Below are 14,431 nucleotides of genomic sequence, written 5' to 3' on the forward strand. Positions count from 1 at the left end.
CGCCCCATGGGCCGGCCGGGCCGGTTTCAGCGGACGCGCTCGGCGCCGTAGGCGATCGCGCGCTGGTAGTTGCCGCTGTCGTTCCAGGCCGAGAGGATGCGGAAGTTCGCGGTCCCCTCGCCGAAGGGCTGGCCGGCCTGCCAGCCGTTCGCGCGCAGCAGGTTCGCCGCCGAGGCGAGCGCGTCCGCCGCCGTGTAGGGATCGGCCCGGCCGTCGCCGTTCGCGTCGACGCCGAAATTCACCCAGTTCCCGGCGAGGAACTGCATGTGCCCCAGCTCGCCCGACGGGCCGCCCCTCGTGTCGGCGGTGATCACCCCGCGATCCACCAGCTGCGCGGCGGCGAAGGCATGGGTCTCGAACCGGGGATGCCGGCGGCAATAGGAGGCGAGCGTGACCGCCCCGTCGACGATCCGGGTCTCGCCCAGATAGCCGCCCCAGCCGGTCTCGAGCCCCCAGATCGTCGCCAGGAGCGGCCCCGGCACGCCGTAGCTCCGCTCGATCGAATCGAACAGCGCCTGGTTGCGGGTGTAGTTCTGGCGGATCAGGTTCACGAAGGCATCCGCGCTCGACCCCGAGCGGCGCGCGAGGAAGGTCGCGGGATCGACGACGCTGACCCCGCTCTGCGAGGAGGGGTTCGATTCGAACCGCCAGGTGATGCCCGAGAGCTGGGCGTTCTGCAGCGCCTGCAGCCCCCGCTGTCCGACACCGTAATTGGCGGCCTCCGCGGCGAGGTTGGCGCGATAGGTCGGGAACTGGTCCTGGCTGGTGATGCAGGGCGCGGCGGCGGCGAGGGCCGGCAGCAGGGACACCGTCGCGGCGGCGACGGCACGAAGAACGGGACGCATGGTGGCTCCAGTCGAAAGGGTCTGTCGTTGCGCCCGAGCATGGGGGAACGCCTCCTGATATGCCATAGCGAAGCCCCTCACGTCCGGGGGATCGCCCCGCCCCGGCGCCGCAGCCGGTTCCGCCACCGGCCAGATGATCCGCCCCCGCATCCCTGGGCCGCCCCCGGATTCGCGGCCGTCGGGGACGTTGTCGTTTCCCCGCCGGGAACGATCCGGGCGGCCCGGGCCGGATCGGATGCCGGAGGTACGGTTATCATCGATCCGACATCGCAATGAGGCAGTCCCGTCACGGAACCGCCCCATACTGGCCACAGTTGCGGAAACGTCGGGACCGCCTCCGGCCCCGGCCATCGCTGGAGCCGGTCCCATGCCCATCGACATTCCCGCCCGCCTCGTCCTCGCGCCCGTCCTTGCGCTGCAGGCGCTGCGGTTGCGGGCCGCGGCGCAGGTCCTGCCGGAGGCGCGGGGCCAGCGCAGCGGCACGGCCGGGATGGGGCCACGGCTGCGGGTGCTCATCGTCGGGGACAGCTCGGCCGCCGGGGTGGGCGCGGCGACCCAGGCCGAGGCGCTGGCCGGCCGGATCGTTGCCGACCTGTCGCGCGATCACCGGGTCGAGTGGCGGCTCATCGCCCGCTCCGGCGCGACGGCGCTGTCGATGCTCGAGATGCTGCGCGCGGATGCGGGCGGACGGTTCGACGTGGCGGTCGTGACGCTGGGCGTCAACGACGCCAAGAACGGCGTGCCCTGGGCGCTCTACCTCGCGCGGATGCGGCGGATCGTGGCGCTCTTGTCCGGCAGGTACGGGGCGGGCCGGATCTACGTGTCGGGCCTGCCGCCCGTGGGCCTGTTCCCGGTCCTGCCGCAGCCGCTGCGCTGGATCCTCGGCAGCCAGGTGGCGCGGTTCGACCGGCTGCTCGCCTATGCCGCACGCCGGATCCCCGGCATGGTCCATGTCCCGCCGGATTTCACGCTGGACGTGACCGACCTCGCCATCGACGGCTTCCATGCCGGGCCGCGGCTCTACCGCCGGTGGGGGCGCTGCCTCGCAAGGGCGGTCCGGGCCGGGGACGCGGTGCGTCACGCGCCCAGCTACGACCTGCGCGGCGCCGCCGGGACGGCCCCCCGCGCGTGGGGCGCCGCCCTGTCGCGCCGCTTCAGGCGCTGAGCTAGGCGCGGGTGCCGGCGAAGCGCGCCGCCCAGTCGGCGCGCTGCTCGTCGGTGATCTTGGCGAAGAGCACCTCCGGCACGGTGAAGGCGTGGCCGGGGGGCAGGGCGCCGAGCGCGCCGGTCACGTCGTCCGGCCAGCCGAGATCGGTCCGCATCGCCCCCGCCATCGCCCGGGCGGCGAAGGGGATGAACGGCTCGGACAGCGCGGCGTAGAGGCGGATCAGGTTGAGGCCCAGCCGGACCTGCATCGCCGCGATCTCCGGGTCGGTCTTGAAGGTCGCCCAGGGCGCGGCGGCCTGGAGATACTCGTTCCCCGCGACCCAGATCCCGCGCAGCTCGGCCGCCGCCTTGCGGACCTCGATCGCGTCCATGTGCCGCGCGTAGGCGGCGACGCGGCGCGTCAGATCCTCGGCCAGGGCGTGCTCGCGCGCGCCCCATTCCCCGCCCTCGGGCACCGTCTCGCCGAATTTCGACCGGCAGAACTTCGTCACGCGGCTGACGAAGTTGCCCAGCACGTCGGCGAGATCCTTGTTCACGCCGTCCTGGAACCCCTCCCAGGTGAATTCGCTGTCGCCGCTCTCGGGCGCGCGGCTCAGCAGCCACCAGCGCCAGTAATCCGCGGGCAGGATCTCCAGCGCCTGATCCTGGAACACGCCCCGCCCGCGCGAGGTCGAGAACTGCCCGCCGTCGTAGTTCAAGTAGTTGAAGGACTTGATGTAATCGACCAGCTTCCACGGCTCGCCGCTGCCGAGGATCGTCACCGGAAAGCCCAGCGTGTGGAAGGGCACGTTGTCCTTGCCCATGAACTGCGTGTAGCGCACGTCGTCCGCGCCCCGGTCGGTGCGCCACCAGCGCTCCCAGTCGTCACCCTTGCCGGCATCGACCCATTCCTGCGCAGATGCGATGTACTCGATGGGCGCGTCGAACCAGACGTAGAAGACCTTGCCCTCCATCCCCGGCCAGGGCTGGTCGCCCTTCTGGACGGGCACGCCCCAGTCGAGGTCGCGGGTGATGCCCCGGTCCTGCAGCCCGTCGCCGTCATGCAGCCATTTCCTGGCGATGGAGGTCGTCAGCACCGGCCAGTCGGCCTGCCGGTCGATCCAGTCCGACAGCTCGTCCTTCATCGCCGATTGCCGCAGGTAGAGATGCTTGGTCTCGCGCATCTCGAGATCGGTGGAGCCCGAGATGGTCGAGCGCGGGTCGATCAGGTCCACGGGATCGAGCTGCTTGGTGCAGTTGTCGCACTGGTCGCCCCGCGCGCTCTCGAAGCCGCAATTGGGGCAGGTGCCCTCGATGTAGCGGTCGGGCAGGAAGCGTCCGTCGGCATTGGAATACATCTGCCGCTCCGACACTTCGCGGATCAGGCCCGCCGCATCGAGCCGTGCCGCGAAATGCTGGGTCAGCGCCTTGTTCCGGTCCGAGGAGGAGCGGCCGAAATGGTCGAAGGAAAGGCCGAAGCCCTCGGCGATCTCCGCCTGAACGGCGTGCATCTCCTCGCAATACTCGGCGACCGGCTTGCCCGCCTTCTGCGCCGCGATCTCGGCCGGGGTGCCGTGCTCGTCCGTGGCGCAGAGGAACAGTACCTCGTGGCCCCGGTCCCGCAGGTAGCGGGCATAGAGATCGGCCGGCAGCTGGCTGCCCACGAGGTTCCCCAGGTGCTTGATCCCGTTGATGTAGGGAATGGCGGAGGTGATGAGGTGGCGGGCCATGATCGCTCCCTGTCGCGGCGGCCCCATCTAAGTCCGCCGCGCCCGGCGGACAAGGCGATTGCGTCCGCCATGCCGGACGGAGGGATCGTGTCCGCTATGCCGGACCGAGCTATTGCGTCGACGGCCGAAGGCGATTGACCGGCACACCTGAATCACCATATGGTTATATAAACGATGGGGGATGCCCTGATGGCCGATCTCGACATGCTCTTCGGCGCGCTGGCCGATCCGACCCGCCGGGCGATCCTGCGCCGCCTCGCCGACGGACCGGCGGGGGTGGAGGAGCTGCGCGCGCCCTTCAACATGAGCCAGCCCGCCATCTCCAAGCATCTCAAGGTCCTCGAGGGTGCGGGGCTCGTCGAGGTGGAGGTCGACGGCCCGCGCCGCCCGCGCCGCCTCGTCCCGGCCCCCCTGGTCGAGGCGACGCGCTGGCTCGAGCGCACCCGGGACCGCTTCGAGGCGAATTTCGCCGCCCTCGACACCGTCCTGGACGAGATGACGAACGAAACCTCAACGGGGAAGGAGACCCCATGACCAGCACCGCCGTCGATCCCGTCACGACCACCCGGGTGGAGGAGGCGGAGCCCGCCGCCCTCGTCGTCACCCGCGACTTCGCCGCCCCGCCCGAGAAGGTCTGGCGCGCCTTCACCGACCCGGCGATCCTGACCCGCTGGATGACCGGCTATCCCGGCTGGACCATGACCTGCGAGATGGACGTGCGCGAGGGCGGCGCCTTCCGCTGGACCTGGGAGGAGACGGAGACCGGGAGCCGCTTCGGCTTCCACGGCACCTACCGCGAGGTGATCCCGCACGGCCGCATCGTCAACACCGAGACCTACGATCCCGGCACGGTGGGCGGCGGGATCGGGACCAGCGTCAACACGACCACCTTCGCCGCCACGCCCTACGGCACGCGGATGGTCCTGCGGATCGACTACGACAGCCCAGCGACCCGCGCCGCGGCGCTGGAGACCGGCATGACCGAGGGGATGGAGGTGACCTACGGGCTGCTCGACGGCGTGCTGGCGGGCGGCTGACGCGTCCGCGCCCGCCCGGTCAGCCGCCCGATCGTGAACGAGGTGCGCGGCACCCAGACATAGCGGGTCCGCGTCTCGGGCGAGGCGCGGCGCCGCATCCGGGCCAGGCCGAACGCGATCAGCAGGACATGGGCGGCCGAGATGAAGACGAAGAGCGCCGCCGGCCCGTAGGCGCCGATCAGCAGGGCCGCGACCCAGGGCGCGGCGATCGCGCCGACCGCGTACCAGAACATCAGTGCGGCCGAGAGCTCGACCCGCTCGTCCTCGGCCGCGTGGTCATGGGCATGGCTGGCCGCGACCGAGTAGATCGGGAAGGTCGTCATCCCGAACAGGGCCGAAGCGGCGAGGATCGCCGCGGTCCCGGCGCCGGAGGCGGCGACCGTCACGGCGGAGGCGAGGATGCCGAAGGCCGACAGCCAGATCAGCACCCAGCGCCGGTCGATCTTGTCCGCGGCCCAGCCCACGGGCAGCTGCGCCAGCGCGCCGCCGCCGATCCAGGCCGCCAGCAGCACGCCGATCTGCCCCGGCTCCAGCCCCACGCCCTCGCCGTAGATCGGCCCGACCATCCGGAACGACGCGCCCGTCACCGCCGAGACGAGGCAGCCCGCCACAGCGAGCGGCGAGCGGTCCCAGGCCAGGCGCGGCCGCAGGCGCGGCGCGGCCGGGGTCGCGGGCTGGGGCAGGCGGCTCAGCGTCAGCGGCAGCAGCGCCGCGCAGGCGAAGAGGGCGAGCGTGTTGTACGCGACGTAGAGCTCCAGCGGCGCCAGCGCCCCGATCATCAACTGCGCCACCAGCGAGGCGCCCATGTCGGCGATCCGGTAGGAGGCGAAGGTCCGCCCCCGCGTCTCGTTCGTCGCCCGGGCCGACAGCCAGGCCTCGACGACAGTGTAGCAGCCCGCGATGCACAGCCCCGTTGCCAGCCGCAGCGCCGCCCAGGCGAGGGGGTCGAAGACCAGCGTGTGCCCGATCAGCCCGATCGCCCCCAGCGCGGTCAGCGCGGCGAAGGTCCGCGCATGTCCGAGCGCCCCCATCATCCGCGGCGCCGCCCAGCACCCGGCGAAGAAGCCGAGGAAATGCGCCGAGCCGAGCAGCCCCACCTCCCCGGCCGTGAACCCGCCCGCGAGCCCCGTCAGCGCGTCGAGCGGCCCCACGCCCCCCGACGACAGCTGCAGCAGCGCGACGGAGAGGAACAGGGCAGCAAAGGACAGGGCGGTGCGCATTGGGGGCCTGCGGGTGGGTCATCGCGACAGAACGCCCGGACCCGAAGGATGTAAAGCTTGCGGGCGGCTGATCGACGCAGGACAAGTCGGACATGGTCAAGGCCGTCTTCATCCAGAACCCGCATTCCATCTACGACGACAGGCCGGGCGAGGCCTATCATTTCCCGCAGATGTACTTGGGAACCGTCCGGCAGACCGTCGGCGACTGGGTCGTCTTCTACGAAAGCCGCAAGGGCGCGTTCGGCTATGTCGCGGTCCAGAAGGTTCTTTCGGTGGAGGCCGATCCCGCGATGCCCGGCCATCACTACGCCCGACTCGATCCGGGCACCCTGTGGGAGTTCGAGCAGGTCGTCGGCCGCAGCGACGCCGATGGCCGACCGCTCGAGTCGATGCTCCGGGACGAAGTGGGCCGCCCGCTGAAGGGCGGCGCGAACGTGCTGGCCGTGCGGCGTCTGCCCGATGCGGAGTTCGCGGCCATCGTCGGGCGGGGGCTGGCGGAGGTGCCGGGGCCGGAATCCCTGCCGCGCCTGGGATCATGGCCCGAGGGCGAGCGTCCTGCAGCATCGGGGGAGACGTTCGGACTCGCGAATGGACATGAGCCGTTCGGACCGGCCCCGCTGGCCGGAGCGCGCGAGTCGGTGCTGATGTCGCGCCCCCTCCGGGACGCCTCGTTCCGGCGTCAGGTCCTCCGAGCGTACGACAATCGCTGTGCGATCTCGGGTCTGGCGCTTCGCAACGGCGGAGGACGGGCAGAGGTGCAGGCGGCGCATATCCGTCCTGTCGACCAAGGGGGCCCCGACACCGTCCGCAACGGGCTCGCCCTTTCGGGGACGCTGCACTGGATGTTCGACCGTGGCCTGATCGCGGTGGCGGACGACCTGACCATTCTCGTCTCGCACAACAAGGTCGATCGGGAGACCGCGGATCGCCTGATCGGACGGGAGGGGAGATTGCGACTTCCGCAATCCCCCCGCCACCATCCGCATCCCGACTACCTGCGATACCACCGAGAAAACGTCTTCGCCCTGTCGACGGGATGAGGCGCCGCTACTGCGCCGTGTAGCCGCCATCGACGAGGTGGTAGGAGCCGGTGACGAAGCTGGCGCGGTCGGACAGCAGGTAGCAGGTCAGGTCGGCCACCTCGTCGTCGCGCCCCAGCCGGCCGATCGGGTGCAGGCCGGCGAGGCCGTCCATCTGCTCCGCGCTCAGGTTCTTCTCCAGCAGCGGGGTCTGGATGTAGCCCGGCCCGATCGAGTTCACGCGGATGTTCTTGCCTGCGTATTCCAGCGCCGCCGCCTTGGTCAGGCCCACGACGCCGTGCTTGGCCGCGACATAGGCCGGTGAGCCCTGCGTGCCGACCGAGCCGAGGATCGAGGCGATGTTGACGATGGCGCCGCCGCCCGCGCGCTCCAGCGCCGGAATGGCGAAGCGCATGCCGTAGAACACGCCGTTCAGGTTGATGCCGATGACCTTCTGCCAGCCGTCCACGGGATACTCTCCCACGGGCGCCTGCGGCCCCCCGATCCCGGCATTGTTGACGACGAGGTGCAGCCCGTCGCCCGCCTTCTCGGCGAAGGCCACCATGGCCTCGACTTCCTGGGGGTCGCCGACATCGGCGCGGGTGGCGACGCCGCCGATCTCGTCGGCGGCGGCCCGCGCCGCGTCGAGGTCGAGATCGGCAAGGACGACCGTCGCGCCGGATTCCTTCAGCCGCTTCGCCACCGCCTTGCCGATGCCCGAGGCCGCGCCCGTGACGAGGGCCGTCTTGCCCGTGAGGTCGATATGCATGGGAACGCTCCTTCTTCTGCGTTACCCGCCGATAACGCATGGGCGCGGCGAACGCTCCGCCCGGGGGCGCACCCGACCTGTGCAGAAGGGGGCCTTGCGGCGGCTATGCCGGCCTCAATTGACCTTGCGCGTCGGGGTGAAGGGCAGGGGCGCGACGGGGATCCCGTCCTCGATCAGCCTGCGCGCGTCGGCCAGCTTCGCCTCGCCGTGGATCGGGCGGGCGGGCTTGTCGCCCTCGTGCATCGCCCGCGCCTCGGCCGCGAAGGACAGGCCGACATAATCGCTCTCGCGTTCGACCTTCTCGCGCAGCGCGGCGAGCGCCTTCTCGCGCGCGGTCGCGGGCGAGAGCCGCTCGCGGCCGGGCCCAGGCGACCGCTCCGGCGCGACGGCCGGCGCCATCAGCGACTTCTCGACCCGGGCCGAGCCGCAATCGGGGCAGGCGACCTGCCCGGCGGCGGCGAGCGTGTCGAAGGCGGCGTTCGAGGCGAACCAGCTCTCGAAGCGGTGGTCGTTGTCGCAGCGCAGGGTGAAGCGGATCATGTCGGGGTCCGGCAGGAATGTCGCTTGATCACATAATCCCCCCGGCGGCGGGCGCAATCTGGACGGCGCACGGGCGTGCCATAGATGACGCGGGCGTGACACAGCCGTCGCGTCCCTGCCGCTGCCGAGGCCCCCATGCTGCGCGTCGCCCTCGCCCTCCTCGCCCTGCCGGGCCTCGCCCTCGCCGGCGAGACCTTTCCCTCGATCGACGGGGGCGCCTACGACATGGACGACTGGTCCGGCCAGCCGGTGCTGGTGGTCAATACCGCCTCGCAATGCGCCTTCGCGCCGCAATTCGTCGGGCTGCAGGATCTCTACGATGCCTACCGCGAGGCCGGGCTCGTCGTGCTCGCCGTGCCGTCCGACGATTTCCGGCAGGAGCTGGAGACCGAGGCGGAGGTGAAGGAATACTGCGCCATGGTCTTCGGCATCGACATGCCGATGACCGAGATCGAGGTCGTGACGGGCGAGGGCGCCCATCCCTTCTACGCCCGCGTCGCGGAGGAGACGGGCTTCGCCCCGACCTGGAACTTCAACAAGATCCTGATCGGCCCGGACGGGGACGTCCTGGGCACCTGGGGATCGGCCGTCACCCCGCAGAGCCCGGCGATCACCGGCGCCGTCGAGGCCGCGCTGGGGATGTGACCCCGCTGGGCCGGCCGCTCTTCATCGGGCACGAGATCTACCGCCATTCCTCCTACGGGGGATGGCACCCGCTGCGGATTCCGCGCGTCTCGACCGTGATGGACCTGTCGCGGGCGCTGGGCTGGCTGCCGCGCGCGGCCTACGTGACCTCGCCCCGGGCCAAGCCGGCCGCCATCGCCGCCTTCCACACGCCCGACTACATCGCCGCCCTGCAGGAGGCGGAGCGGACGGGAGAGGTGAGCGCCGCCGTGCGCGCCCGGCACAATATCGGCACCCATGCCAACCCCGTCTTCCCCGAGATGTACCGCCGGCCCGCCACCTCGGCCGGGGCGGCCCTGCTGGCGGGGGAGCTGCTGGCCGGGGGCGGGGTGGTCTACGCCCCCGCCTGCGGCACGCATCACGCGCTGGCCGATGCCGCCTCGGGCTTCTGCTACTTCAACGATCCCGTCCTCGCGATCCTGTCGCTGCGGCGGCAGGGGCTGCGGCGCATCGCCTATGTCGACATCGACGCCCATCACGGCGACGGGGTGGAGATCGCCTTCCGCGACGAGCCCGAGGTGCTGGTCCTCTCGGTCCACGAGGAGAACCGCTGGCCCCGCACCGGCGCGCTCGGCGATCGCGGGGCGGGCAATGTCTGGAACCTGCCGGTACCGCGGGGCTTCCACGACGACGAGATGGCGCTGGCGCGGGACGCGGTGATCCTGCCCGCAGTGCAGGCGCATCGCCCCGAGGCGATCGTCCTGCAATGCGGCGCCGACGGCGTGACCGAGGATCCCCAGTCGCGGATGGAGCTGTCGAACAACGCGCATTGGGCGGTGGCGGCCGCGCTGATGCCGCTGGCGCCCCGGATGCTGGGCCTCGGCGGGGGCGGCTACAATCCGTGGAGCGTCGGCCGGCTCTGGACCGGGATCTGGGGCACGCTGTCGGGACAGGAGGTGCCGGAGCGCCTGCCCGCGCAGGCGGAGGCGGTGCTGCGCGCCCTGCGCTGGGAGGGGCGGACCCGGGTGACGGTCCCGCCGGAGAGCTGGGTGACCACCCTGCGCGACCCGCTCCGGGGCGGGTCGATCCGCAGCGAGGTCCGCGATCGGATCTCCGCCCTGCGATCGCGGTTGACGGCAGAGGCCTGAGAGGCACCTCTGCCCTTGATCCGGCGCCATTCCGGCCGGTGCCCCTGGGAACGGACGCGATGCTGCTCGACTGGACCGACTACTACCTGATCGTCACGGTCCTCGCGGTCCTGTTCGCCATCGCCATCTCGGCGGCGCTGGGCCGGCAGCGCTCGCCGCAGGCCAGCACGGCCTGGGTCCTCTTCATCATCCTGGTGCCCTATGTCGGCCTGCCGGCCTTCCTCGCCTTCGGTCTGAGGCTGGGACCGGGGCCACGGGCGCCGGCGGCGGAGGATGCGCCCGGCCTTGCCAAGATGCTGGCCTGCTACGATGCCGGGCCCCGCCGCGGGGGGACCGACCTGCGGCTGCATGCCTCGAACAGCGAGGCGCGGGAGGCGCTGTTCGGCCTCGTGGAGGGGGCGGAGCGCACGCTGGACGTCGCGCTCTACCAGCTGGCGAACGACGCGACGGGACTGGAGTTCCTCGCCCTGCTCGAGCGGCGGGCGCAGGCGGGCGTGCAGGTCCGGCTCTGCCTCGACGGGATCGGCGCGGTCCTGCGCCCGCGCCGGGCGATCCATGCCGCCAAGCGCAGCGGCGTGAAGGTCCATGTCCATGCGCGGATCTTCCCGCCCAAGCGGCTCTGGTCGATGGATCGCCGCAACCATCGCAAGATCGCGATCGCGGACGGGGCACATCTTTGGTCGGGGGGCCGCAATGTCGGCGACGTCTACCTGTCCGAGGGGGAGGGGGCCTGGACCGATCTCGGCTTCACCGCCCGCGGGCCGCTGGTCGCCGAGGCGGCGCGGCTCTTCGCCGAGGACTGGCCGGGCCGGCAGATCGTCGCCGCCCCCGTGGTCGAGGCGGGCGAGGCCGAGGTTCAGCTGCTGCCGACGGGGCCGAGCCAGCCGGGGGACGGGCTGCACGAGATGCTGCTGCATCTCATCCACACCGCCACCGACCGGATCGAGATCGGCACGCCCTACTTCACCCCGACCGAGACCCTGACGACCGCGCTCGCCATGGCGGGGCGGCGGGGCGTCGACGTGCGGATCGTGCTGCCGACCCATTCGAACCATCCCGCGGCCGATCTCGCCCGCGGCGCCTTCATCCGCCAGCTCGAACAGGCGGGCTGCCGGTTCCACTGGCACGGGAACGGCATGTTCCACGCCAAGGCGATGCGGTTCGACGACCGTGTCGCGCTGGTCGGGTCGGCCAATTGCGACAGCCGGTCCCTGCTGACGAACAAGGAGATGATGGTCCTGCTCTGGTCCCCGGCGGAGATCGCCGCGGTGCGGGACTGGTTCGAGACGGTAATGGCCGGCTGCGGGAGCGAGGGGCCCGAGGACGGGCCGCTCCGCCGTCTGGCGGAGCGGACGCTGCGGCTGGCGGCGCCGCTGCTCTGAGCCGTCAGGCCATCTCGGGCCGGCGGACTTCCACGGGGCGGTCGTCCTCGCCGAAGCGGTGGATGTTCTGCGGCTGCGGCCGCAGGTGCAGCTCGGTCCCGAGCGGCGTGTTCAGCTTGCCCGGCTGGCGCACCAGAACCGGCTCCTCGGCGCCGATATCGACGAAGACGTAGTTGTCGGATCCCAGGTCCTCGCCATGGACCACCTTGCCGGTCCAGACGTCGGGGCCGGGGCCGTCCACCAGGTCGATATGCTCGGACCGGATGCCGAGCGTGGCGCAGGTCTCGGCCTCCGCGAAGCGCCCCTTGAGGAAGTTCATCTTGGGCGAGCCGATGAAGCCGGCGACGAAGACGTTGGCGGGGGCCTCGTAGAGCTCGGACGGGGTGCCGACCTGCTCGACCCGCCCGTCGCGCAGCACGCAGATCCGGTCGGCGAGCGTCATCGCCTCCACCTGGTCGTGGGTGACGTAGACCATCGTCACGTCCGACATGTCGTGGTGCAGCTTCGCGATCTCGAGCCGCGTCGCCACCCGCAGCGCGGCGTCGAGGTTCGACAGCGGCTCGTCGAACAGGAAGACGCGCGGATCGCGGGTGATCGCCCGGCCGATGGCGACGCGCTGGCGCTGCCCGCCGGAGAGCTGGCGGGGCAGGCGGTCGAGCAGGTGCTCGATCTGCAGCAATCGGGCCGCCTCGCGCACGCGCTTGTCCCGTTCGTCCTTCGACGCGCCGGCCAGCTTCATGCCGAAGGCCATGTTGTCGTAGACCTTCATGTGCGGGTAGAGCGCGTAGCTCTGGAACACCATCGCGATGCCCCGGTTCGAGGGCAGCACGTTGTTCACCCGCTCGCCGTCGAAGACCAGGTCCCCGCTCGTGATCCCCTCCAGCCCCGAGATCAGGCGCAGCAGGGTGGACTTGCCGCAGCCCGAGGGCCCGACGAAGACCATGAACTCGCCCTTGCGGATCTCGAGATCGATGCCCTTGATCACCTCGACGGCGCCGTAGGACTTGCGGACGTTCTTCAGTTCGATCTTGGCCATGAGACGACCTCCTTAACCCTTGACGCCGCCCGCGGTCAGGCCCGCGACGATCTTGCGTTGGAAGATGAGCACGAGGACGATCAGCGGTACGGTCACGATGACCGAGGCCGCCATGATCGACCCCCAGGGGATCTCCTGCTGGCTCGCGCCCGACAGTAGCGCGATGGCGACGGGCACCGTGCGCTGCGTCTCGGAGATGGTGAAGGTCAGCGCGAAGAGGAACTCGTTCCACGCGCCGATGAAGGCGAGCAGGCCCGTGGTGACGAGGGCCGGCCAGAGCAGCGGCAGGAAGACCTGGGTGATGATGACCCAGGGGCTGGCCCCGTCGACGATCGCCGCCTCCTCGATCTCGATCGGCAGGTCGCGCATGAAGGTGGTCAGCACCCAGACCGTGAAGGGCAGGGTGAAGATCGTGTAGCTCAGCACCAGCGCCCAGGGCGTGTTGTAGAGGCCGAGCAGGTTGACCAGCTCGTAGAGGCCCGACAGCACTGCGATCTGCGGGAACATCGACACGCCGAGGATGGTCATCAGCAGCAGGCCGCGGCCCCGGAACCTCACGCGCGACAGGGCGTAGGACGCCGTGACCGCGAGGAGCAGCGCAAAGCAGACCGTCACCCCGGCGATCAGGATCGAGTTCCCGATCGACCGGACGAAGGCGCCCTGCGTCAGCACGTTCACGTAGTTCTGGAACGTGATCATCTCGGGCAGGAAGTTCGGCGTGAACAGCGCCGTGCCGGATTCCAGCGAGGTGATGACCGCGTAGTAGAACGGGTAGACCGCGATCACGACGATCAGGACGACGCCCGCGTAGAAGAGGGCGGTTTTCCACCAGACCTGTTGCATCAGCCCTTGTCCCCCGCGAGGTCGACCCGGCCGATCTTGAGATAGAGCAGCACGAAGCCTGTGATGATGAGGAAGAGCAGCGTCGACATCGTCGACCCCTCGCCGTAATCGCCGAACTGCTGCAGCTCTCGGTAGGACAGGACCGACATCGTGACCGTCGAATCCGATTGCGGCGTGAGCAGGTAGATCAGGTCGAAGATCCGCAGCGCGTCGAGCGCACGAAAGATCACCGCGACGAGGATCGCGGGCCGGATCAGCGGCAGCGTCACCTTGAAGAAGACCTTGACCGGGTGGATGCCGTCGATCTTGGCCGCCTCGTACATGTCGCGCGGCACCATCTGGAGACCGGCGAGGATCAGCAGCGCCATGAAGGGCGTCGTCTTCCAGACGTCGACGATCAGCACCGCGATCATCGCCGTGTCGGACGAGGCGGTCCAGGCGATGGGCCGGTCGATCAGTCCGACGCCCATCATCATGTAGTTTATCACGCCGAACTGGTCGTTCAGCATCCAGCCCCACATCCGGGCCGAGACCACCGTCGGGATCGCCCAGGGGATGAGGATGGCGGCGCGGACGAGGCCGCGGCCCTTGAACTCGGCATTGAGGACCAGCGCGACCAGCATGCCCAGCACCAGCTCGAGCCCGACCGAGACGAGGCTGAAGCGGACCGTGTTCCAGACCGCGTTCCACCAGTCGCCGTCGACCAGCACGCCGCGCCAGCGCACCTCGCCGTTCGAGCGGACCGACCGCTCGACGTAATTGTCGAAGCCGACCCATTCGGATTCGCCGTTGAAGATGGTGTTCGCGCTCGCATCGGTGAACGAGAAGGCGATGGAGCGGAAGAGCGGCCAGGCGGCGACGAGGGCCAGCATGACCAGCATCGGCAACAGGAACAGGTAGGCGGCCCGGATCCGCTGCCGCTGCAGCTCGGCCTCGCCGCTCCCGGCATTGACTTCGGGCGGTGGCGATTTCGGCGCGTTCGCGGCCTCGGGCACCATGTCGGCGTGGCTCATGCGGCTTGCCCTCCCTTGCAAGACCTGCGCCGCATTTCCCGGGAGACGCTTCGGGGGAGCCGGGCGCCCCTCCTCGGGC

The 14,431-nt window shown here is 70.6% G+C and carries 15 protein-coding genes; 7 read left to right on the forward strand and 8 right to left on the reverse strand.

Annotation, left to right across the window (positions count from 1 at the left end; all coding sequences use genetic code 11):
- Positions 1-26: 26 nt before the first annotated feature.
- Positions 27-845, reverse strand: a complete 819-nt coding sequence (locus BUE30_RS06240; RefSeq protein ID WP_073327061.1) for a lytic murein transglycosylase — start codon at positions 843-845, stop codon at positions 27-29.
- Between the two features lie 367 nt (positions 846-1,212).
- Between BUE30_RS06240 and BUE30_RS06245 the strand changes: the two genes are divergently transcribed.
- A complete protein-coding gene (locus BUE30_RS06245; protein WP_073327064.1) occupies positions 1,213-2,010 on the forward strand; it encodes an SGNH/GDSL hydrolase family protein in 798 nt (265 codons plus the stop codon).
- A 1-nt stretch (position 2,011) separates the two neighbouring features.
- Here the strand turns inward: BUE30_RS06245 and metG are convergent, their stop codons facing one another.
- Positions 2,012-3,721, reverse strand: a complete 1,710-nt coding sequence (metG, locus tag BUE30_RS06250; RefSeq protein WP_073327067.1) for a methionine--tRNA ligase — start codon at positions 3,719-3,721, stop codon at positions 2,012-2,014.
- 189 nt (positions 3,722-3,910) lie between these two features.
- Between metG and BUE30_RS06255 the strand changes: the two genes are divergently transcribed.
- Both BUE30_RS06255 and BUE30_RS06260 read left to right on the forward strand, forming a co-directional pair.
- Entirely contained in the window at positions 3,911-4,255 is a 345-nt protein-coding gene (locus BUE30_RS06255; protein ID WP_073327070.1) for an ArsR/SmtB family transcription factor, read from the forward strand.
- Positions 4,252-4,758 (forward strand): SRPBCC domain-containing protein, encoded by a 507-nt coding sequence (locus BUE30_RS06260; protein ID WP_083601178.1) that lies wholly within the window; start codon positions 4,252-4,254, stop codon positions 4,756-4,758. The genes BUE30_RS06255 and BUE30_RS06260 overlap by 4 nt, the downstream gene beginning before the upstream one ends.
- Here BUE30_RS06260 and BUE30_RS06265 read toward each other — a convergent pair.
- Entirely contained in the window at positions 4,722-5,978 is a 1,257-nt protein-coding gene (locus BUE30_RS06265; protein WP_073327073.1) for an MFS transporter, read from the reverse strand. The genes BUE30_RS06260 and BUE30_RS06265 overlap by 37 nt on opposite strands.
- Positions 5,979-6,070: 92 nt before the next feature.
- Between BUE30_RS06265 and BUE30_RS06270 the strand changes: the two genes are divergently transcribed.
- Positions 6,071-7,018 carry an HNH endonuclease gene (locus tag BUE30_RS06270; RefSeq protein WP_073327076.1) on the forward strand — a complete coding sequence of 316 codons (948 nt, stop codon included), beginning with the start codon at positions 6,071-6,073 and terminating at the stop codon, positions 7,016-7,018.
- A 7-nt stretch (positions 7,019-7,025) separates the two neighbouring features.
- On the opposite strand, the gene BUE30_RS06275 is transcribed toward BUE30_RS06270, so the two are convergent.
- On the reverse strand, positions 7,026-7,766 hold the full coding sequence (locus BUE30_RS06275) for an SDR family NAD(P)-dependent oxidoreductase (protein ID WP_073327079.1): 741 nt from the start codon (positions 7,764-7,766) through the stop codon (positions 7,026-7,028).
- A 114-nt stretch (positions 7,767-7,880) separates the two neighbouring features.
- Entirely contained in the window at positions 7,881-8,306 is a 426-nt protein-coding gene (locus tag BUE30_RS06280) for a DUF1178 family protein (protein ID WP_073327081.1), read from the reverse strand.
- 135 nt (positions 8,307-8,441) lie between these two features.
- Here BUE30_RS06280 and BUE30_RS06285 point away from each other — a divergent pair, with 135 nt between their 5' ends.
- Genes BUE30_RS06285 through BUE30_RS06295 form a run of 3 tightly spaced genes read left to right on the forward strand, consistent with a single transcriptional unit; the run spans position 8,442 to position 11,460 of the window.
- Positions 8,442-8,951 (forward strand): glutathione peroxidase, encoded by a 510-nt coding sequence (locus tag BUE30_RS06285; RefSeq protein ID WP_073327084.1) that lies wholly within the window; start codon positions 8,442-8,444, stop codon positions 8,949-8,951.
- Positions 8,948-10,078 carry an acetoin utilization protein AcuC gene (locus BUE30_RS06290; protein ID WP_073327086.1) on the forward strand — a complete coding sequence of 377 codons (1,131 nt, stop codon included), beginning with the start codon at positions 8,948-8,950 and terminating at the stop codon, positions 10,076-10,078. The genes BUE30_RS06285 and BUE30_RS06290 overlap by 4 nt, the downstream gene beginning before the upstream one ends.
- 59 nt (positions 10,079-10,137) lie before the next feature.
- Entirely contained in the window at positions 10,138-11,460 is a 1,323-nt protein-coding gene (locus BUE30_RS06295; RefSeq protein ID WP_073327089.1) for a phospholipase D-like domain-containing protein, read from the forward strand.
- Between the two features lie 4 nt (positions 11,461-11,464).
- Here BUE30_RS06295 and BUE30_RS06300 read toward each other — a convergent pair whose 3' ends face one another.
- Genes BUE30_RS06300 through BUE30_RS06310 form a run of 3 tightly spaced genes read right to left on the reverse strand, consistent with a single transcriptional unit; the run spans position 11,465 to position 14,352 of the window.
- Positions 11,465-12,496: an ABC transporter ATP-binding protein gene (locus BUE30_RS06300; protein WP_073327092.1), complete on the reverse strand. Its 1,032-nt coding sequence runs from the start codon at positions 12,494-12,496 to the stop codon at positions 11,465-11,467.
- Positions 12,497-12,508: 12 nt separating this feature from the next.
- Entirely contained in the window at positions 12,509-13,339 is an 831-nt protein-coding gene (locus BUE30_RS06305) for a carbohydrate ABC transporter permease (RefSeq protein WP_073327095.1), read from the reverse strand.
- The gene (locus BUE30_RS06310) at positions 13,339-14,352 is read right to left on the reverse strand and encodes a carbohydrate ABC transporter permease (RefSeq protein WP_083601180.1); all 1,014 of its coding nucleotides are present in this window, start codon (positions 14,350-14,352) and stop codon (positions 13,339-13,341) included. The genes BUE30_RS06305 and BUE30_RS06310 overlap by 1 nt, the downstream gene beginning before the upstream one ends.
- Positions 14,353-14,431 lie beyond the last annotated feature (79 nt).

It is taken from the genome of Wenxinia saemankumensis, from assembly GCF_900141735.1.
In the GTDB taxonomy this organism is placed as follows: Bacteria; Pseudomonadota; Alphaproteobacteria; order Rhodobacterales; family Rhodobacteraceae; genus Wenxinia; species Wenxinia saemankumensis.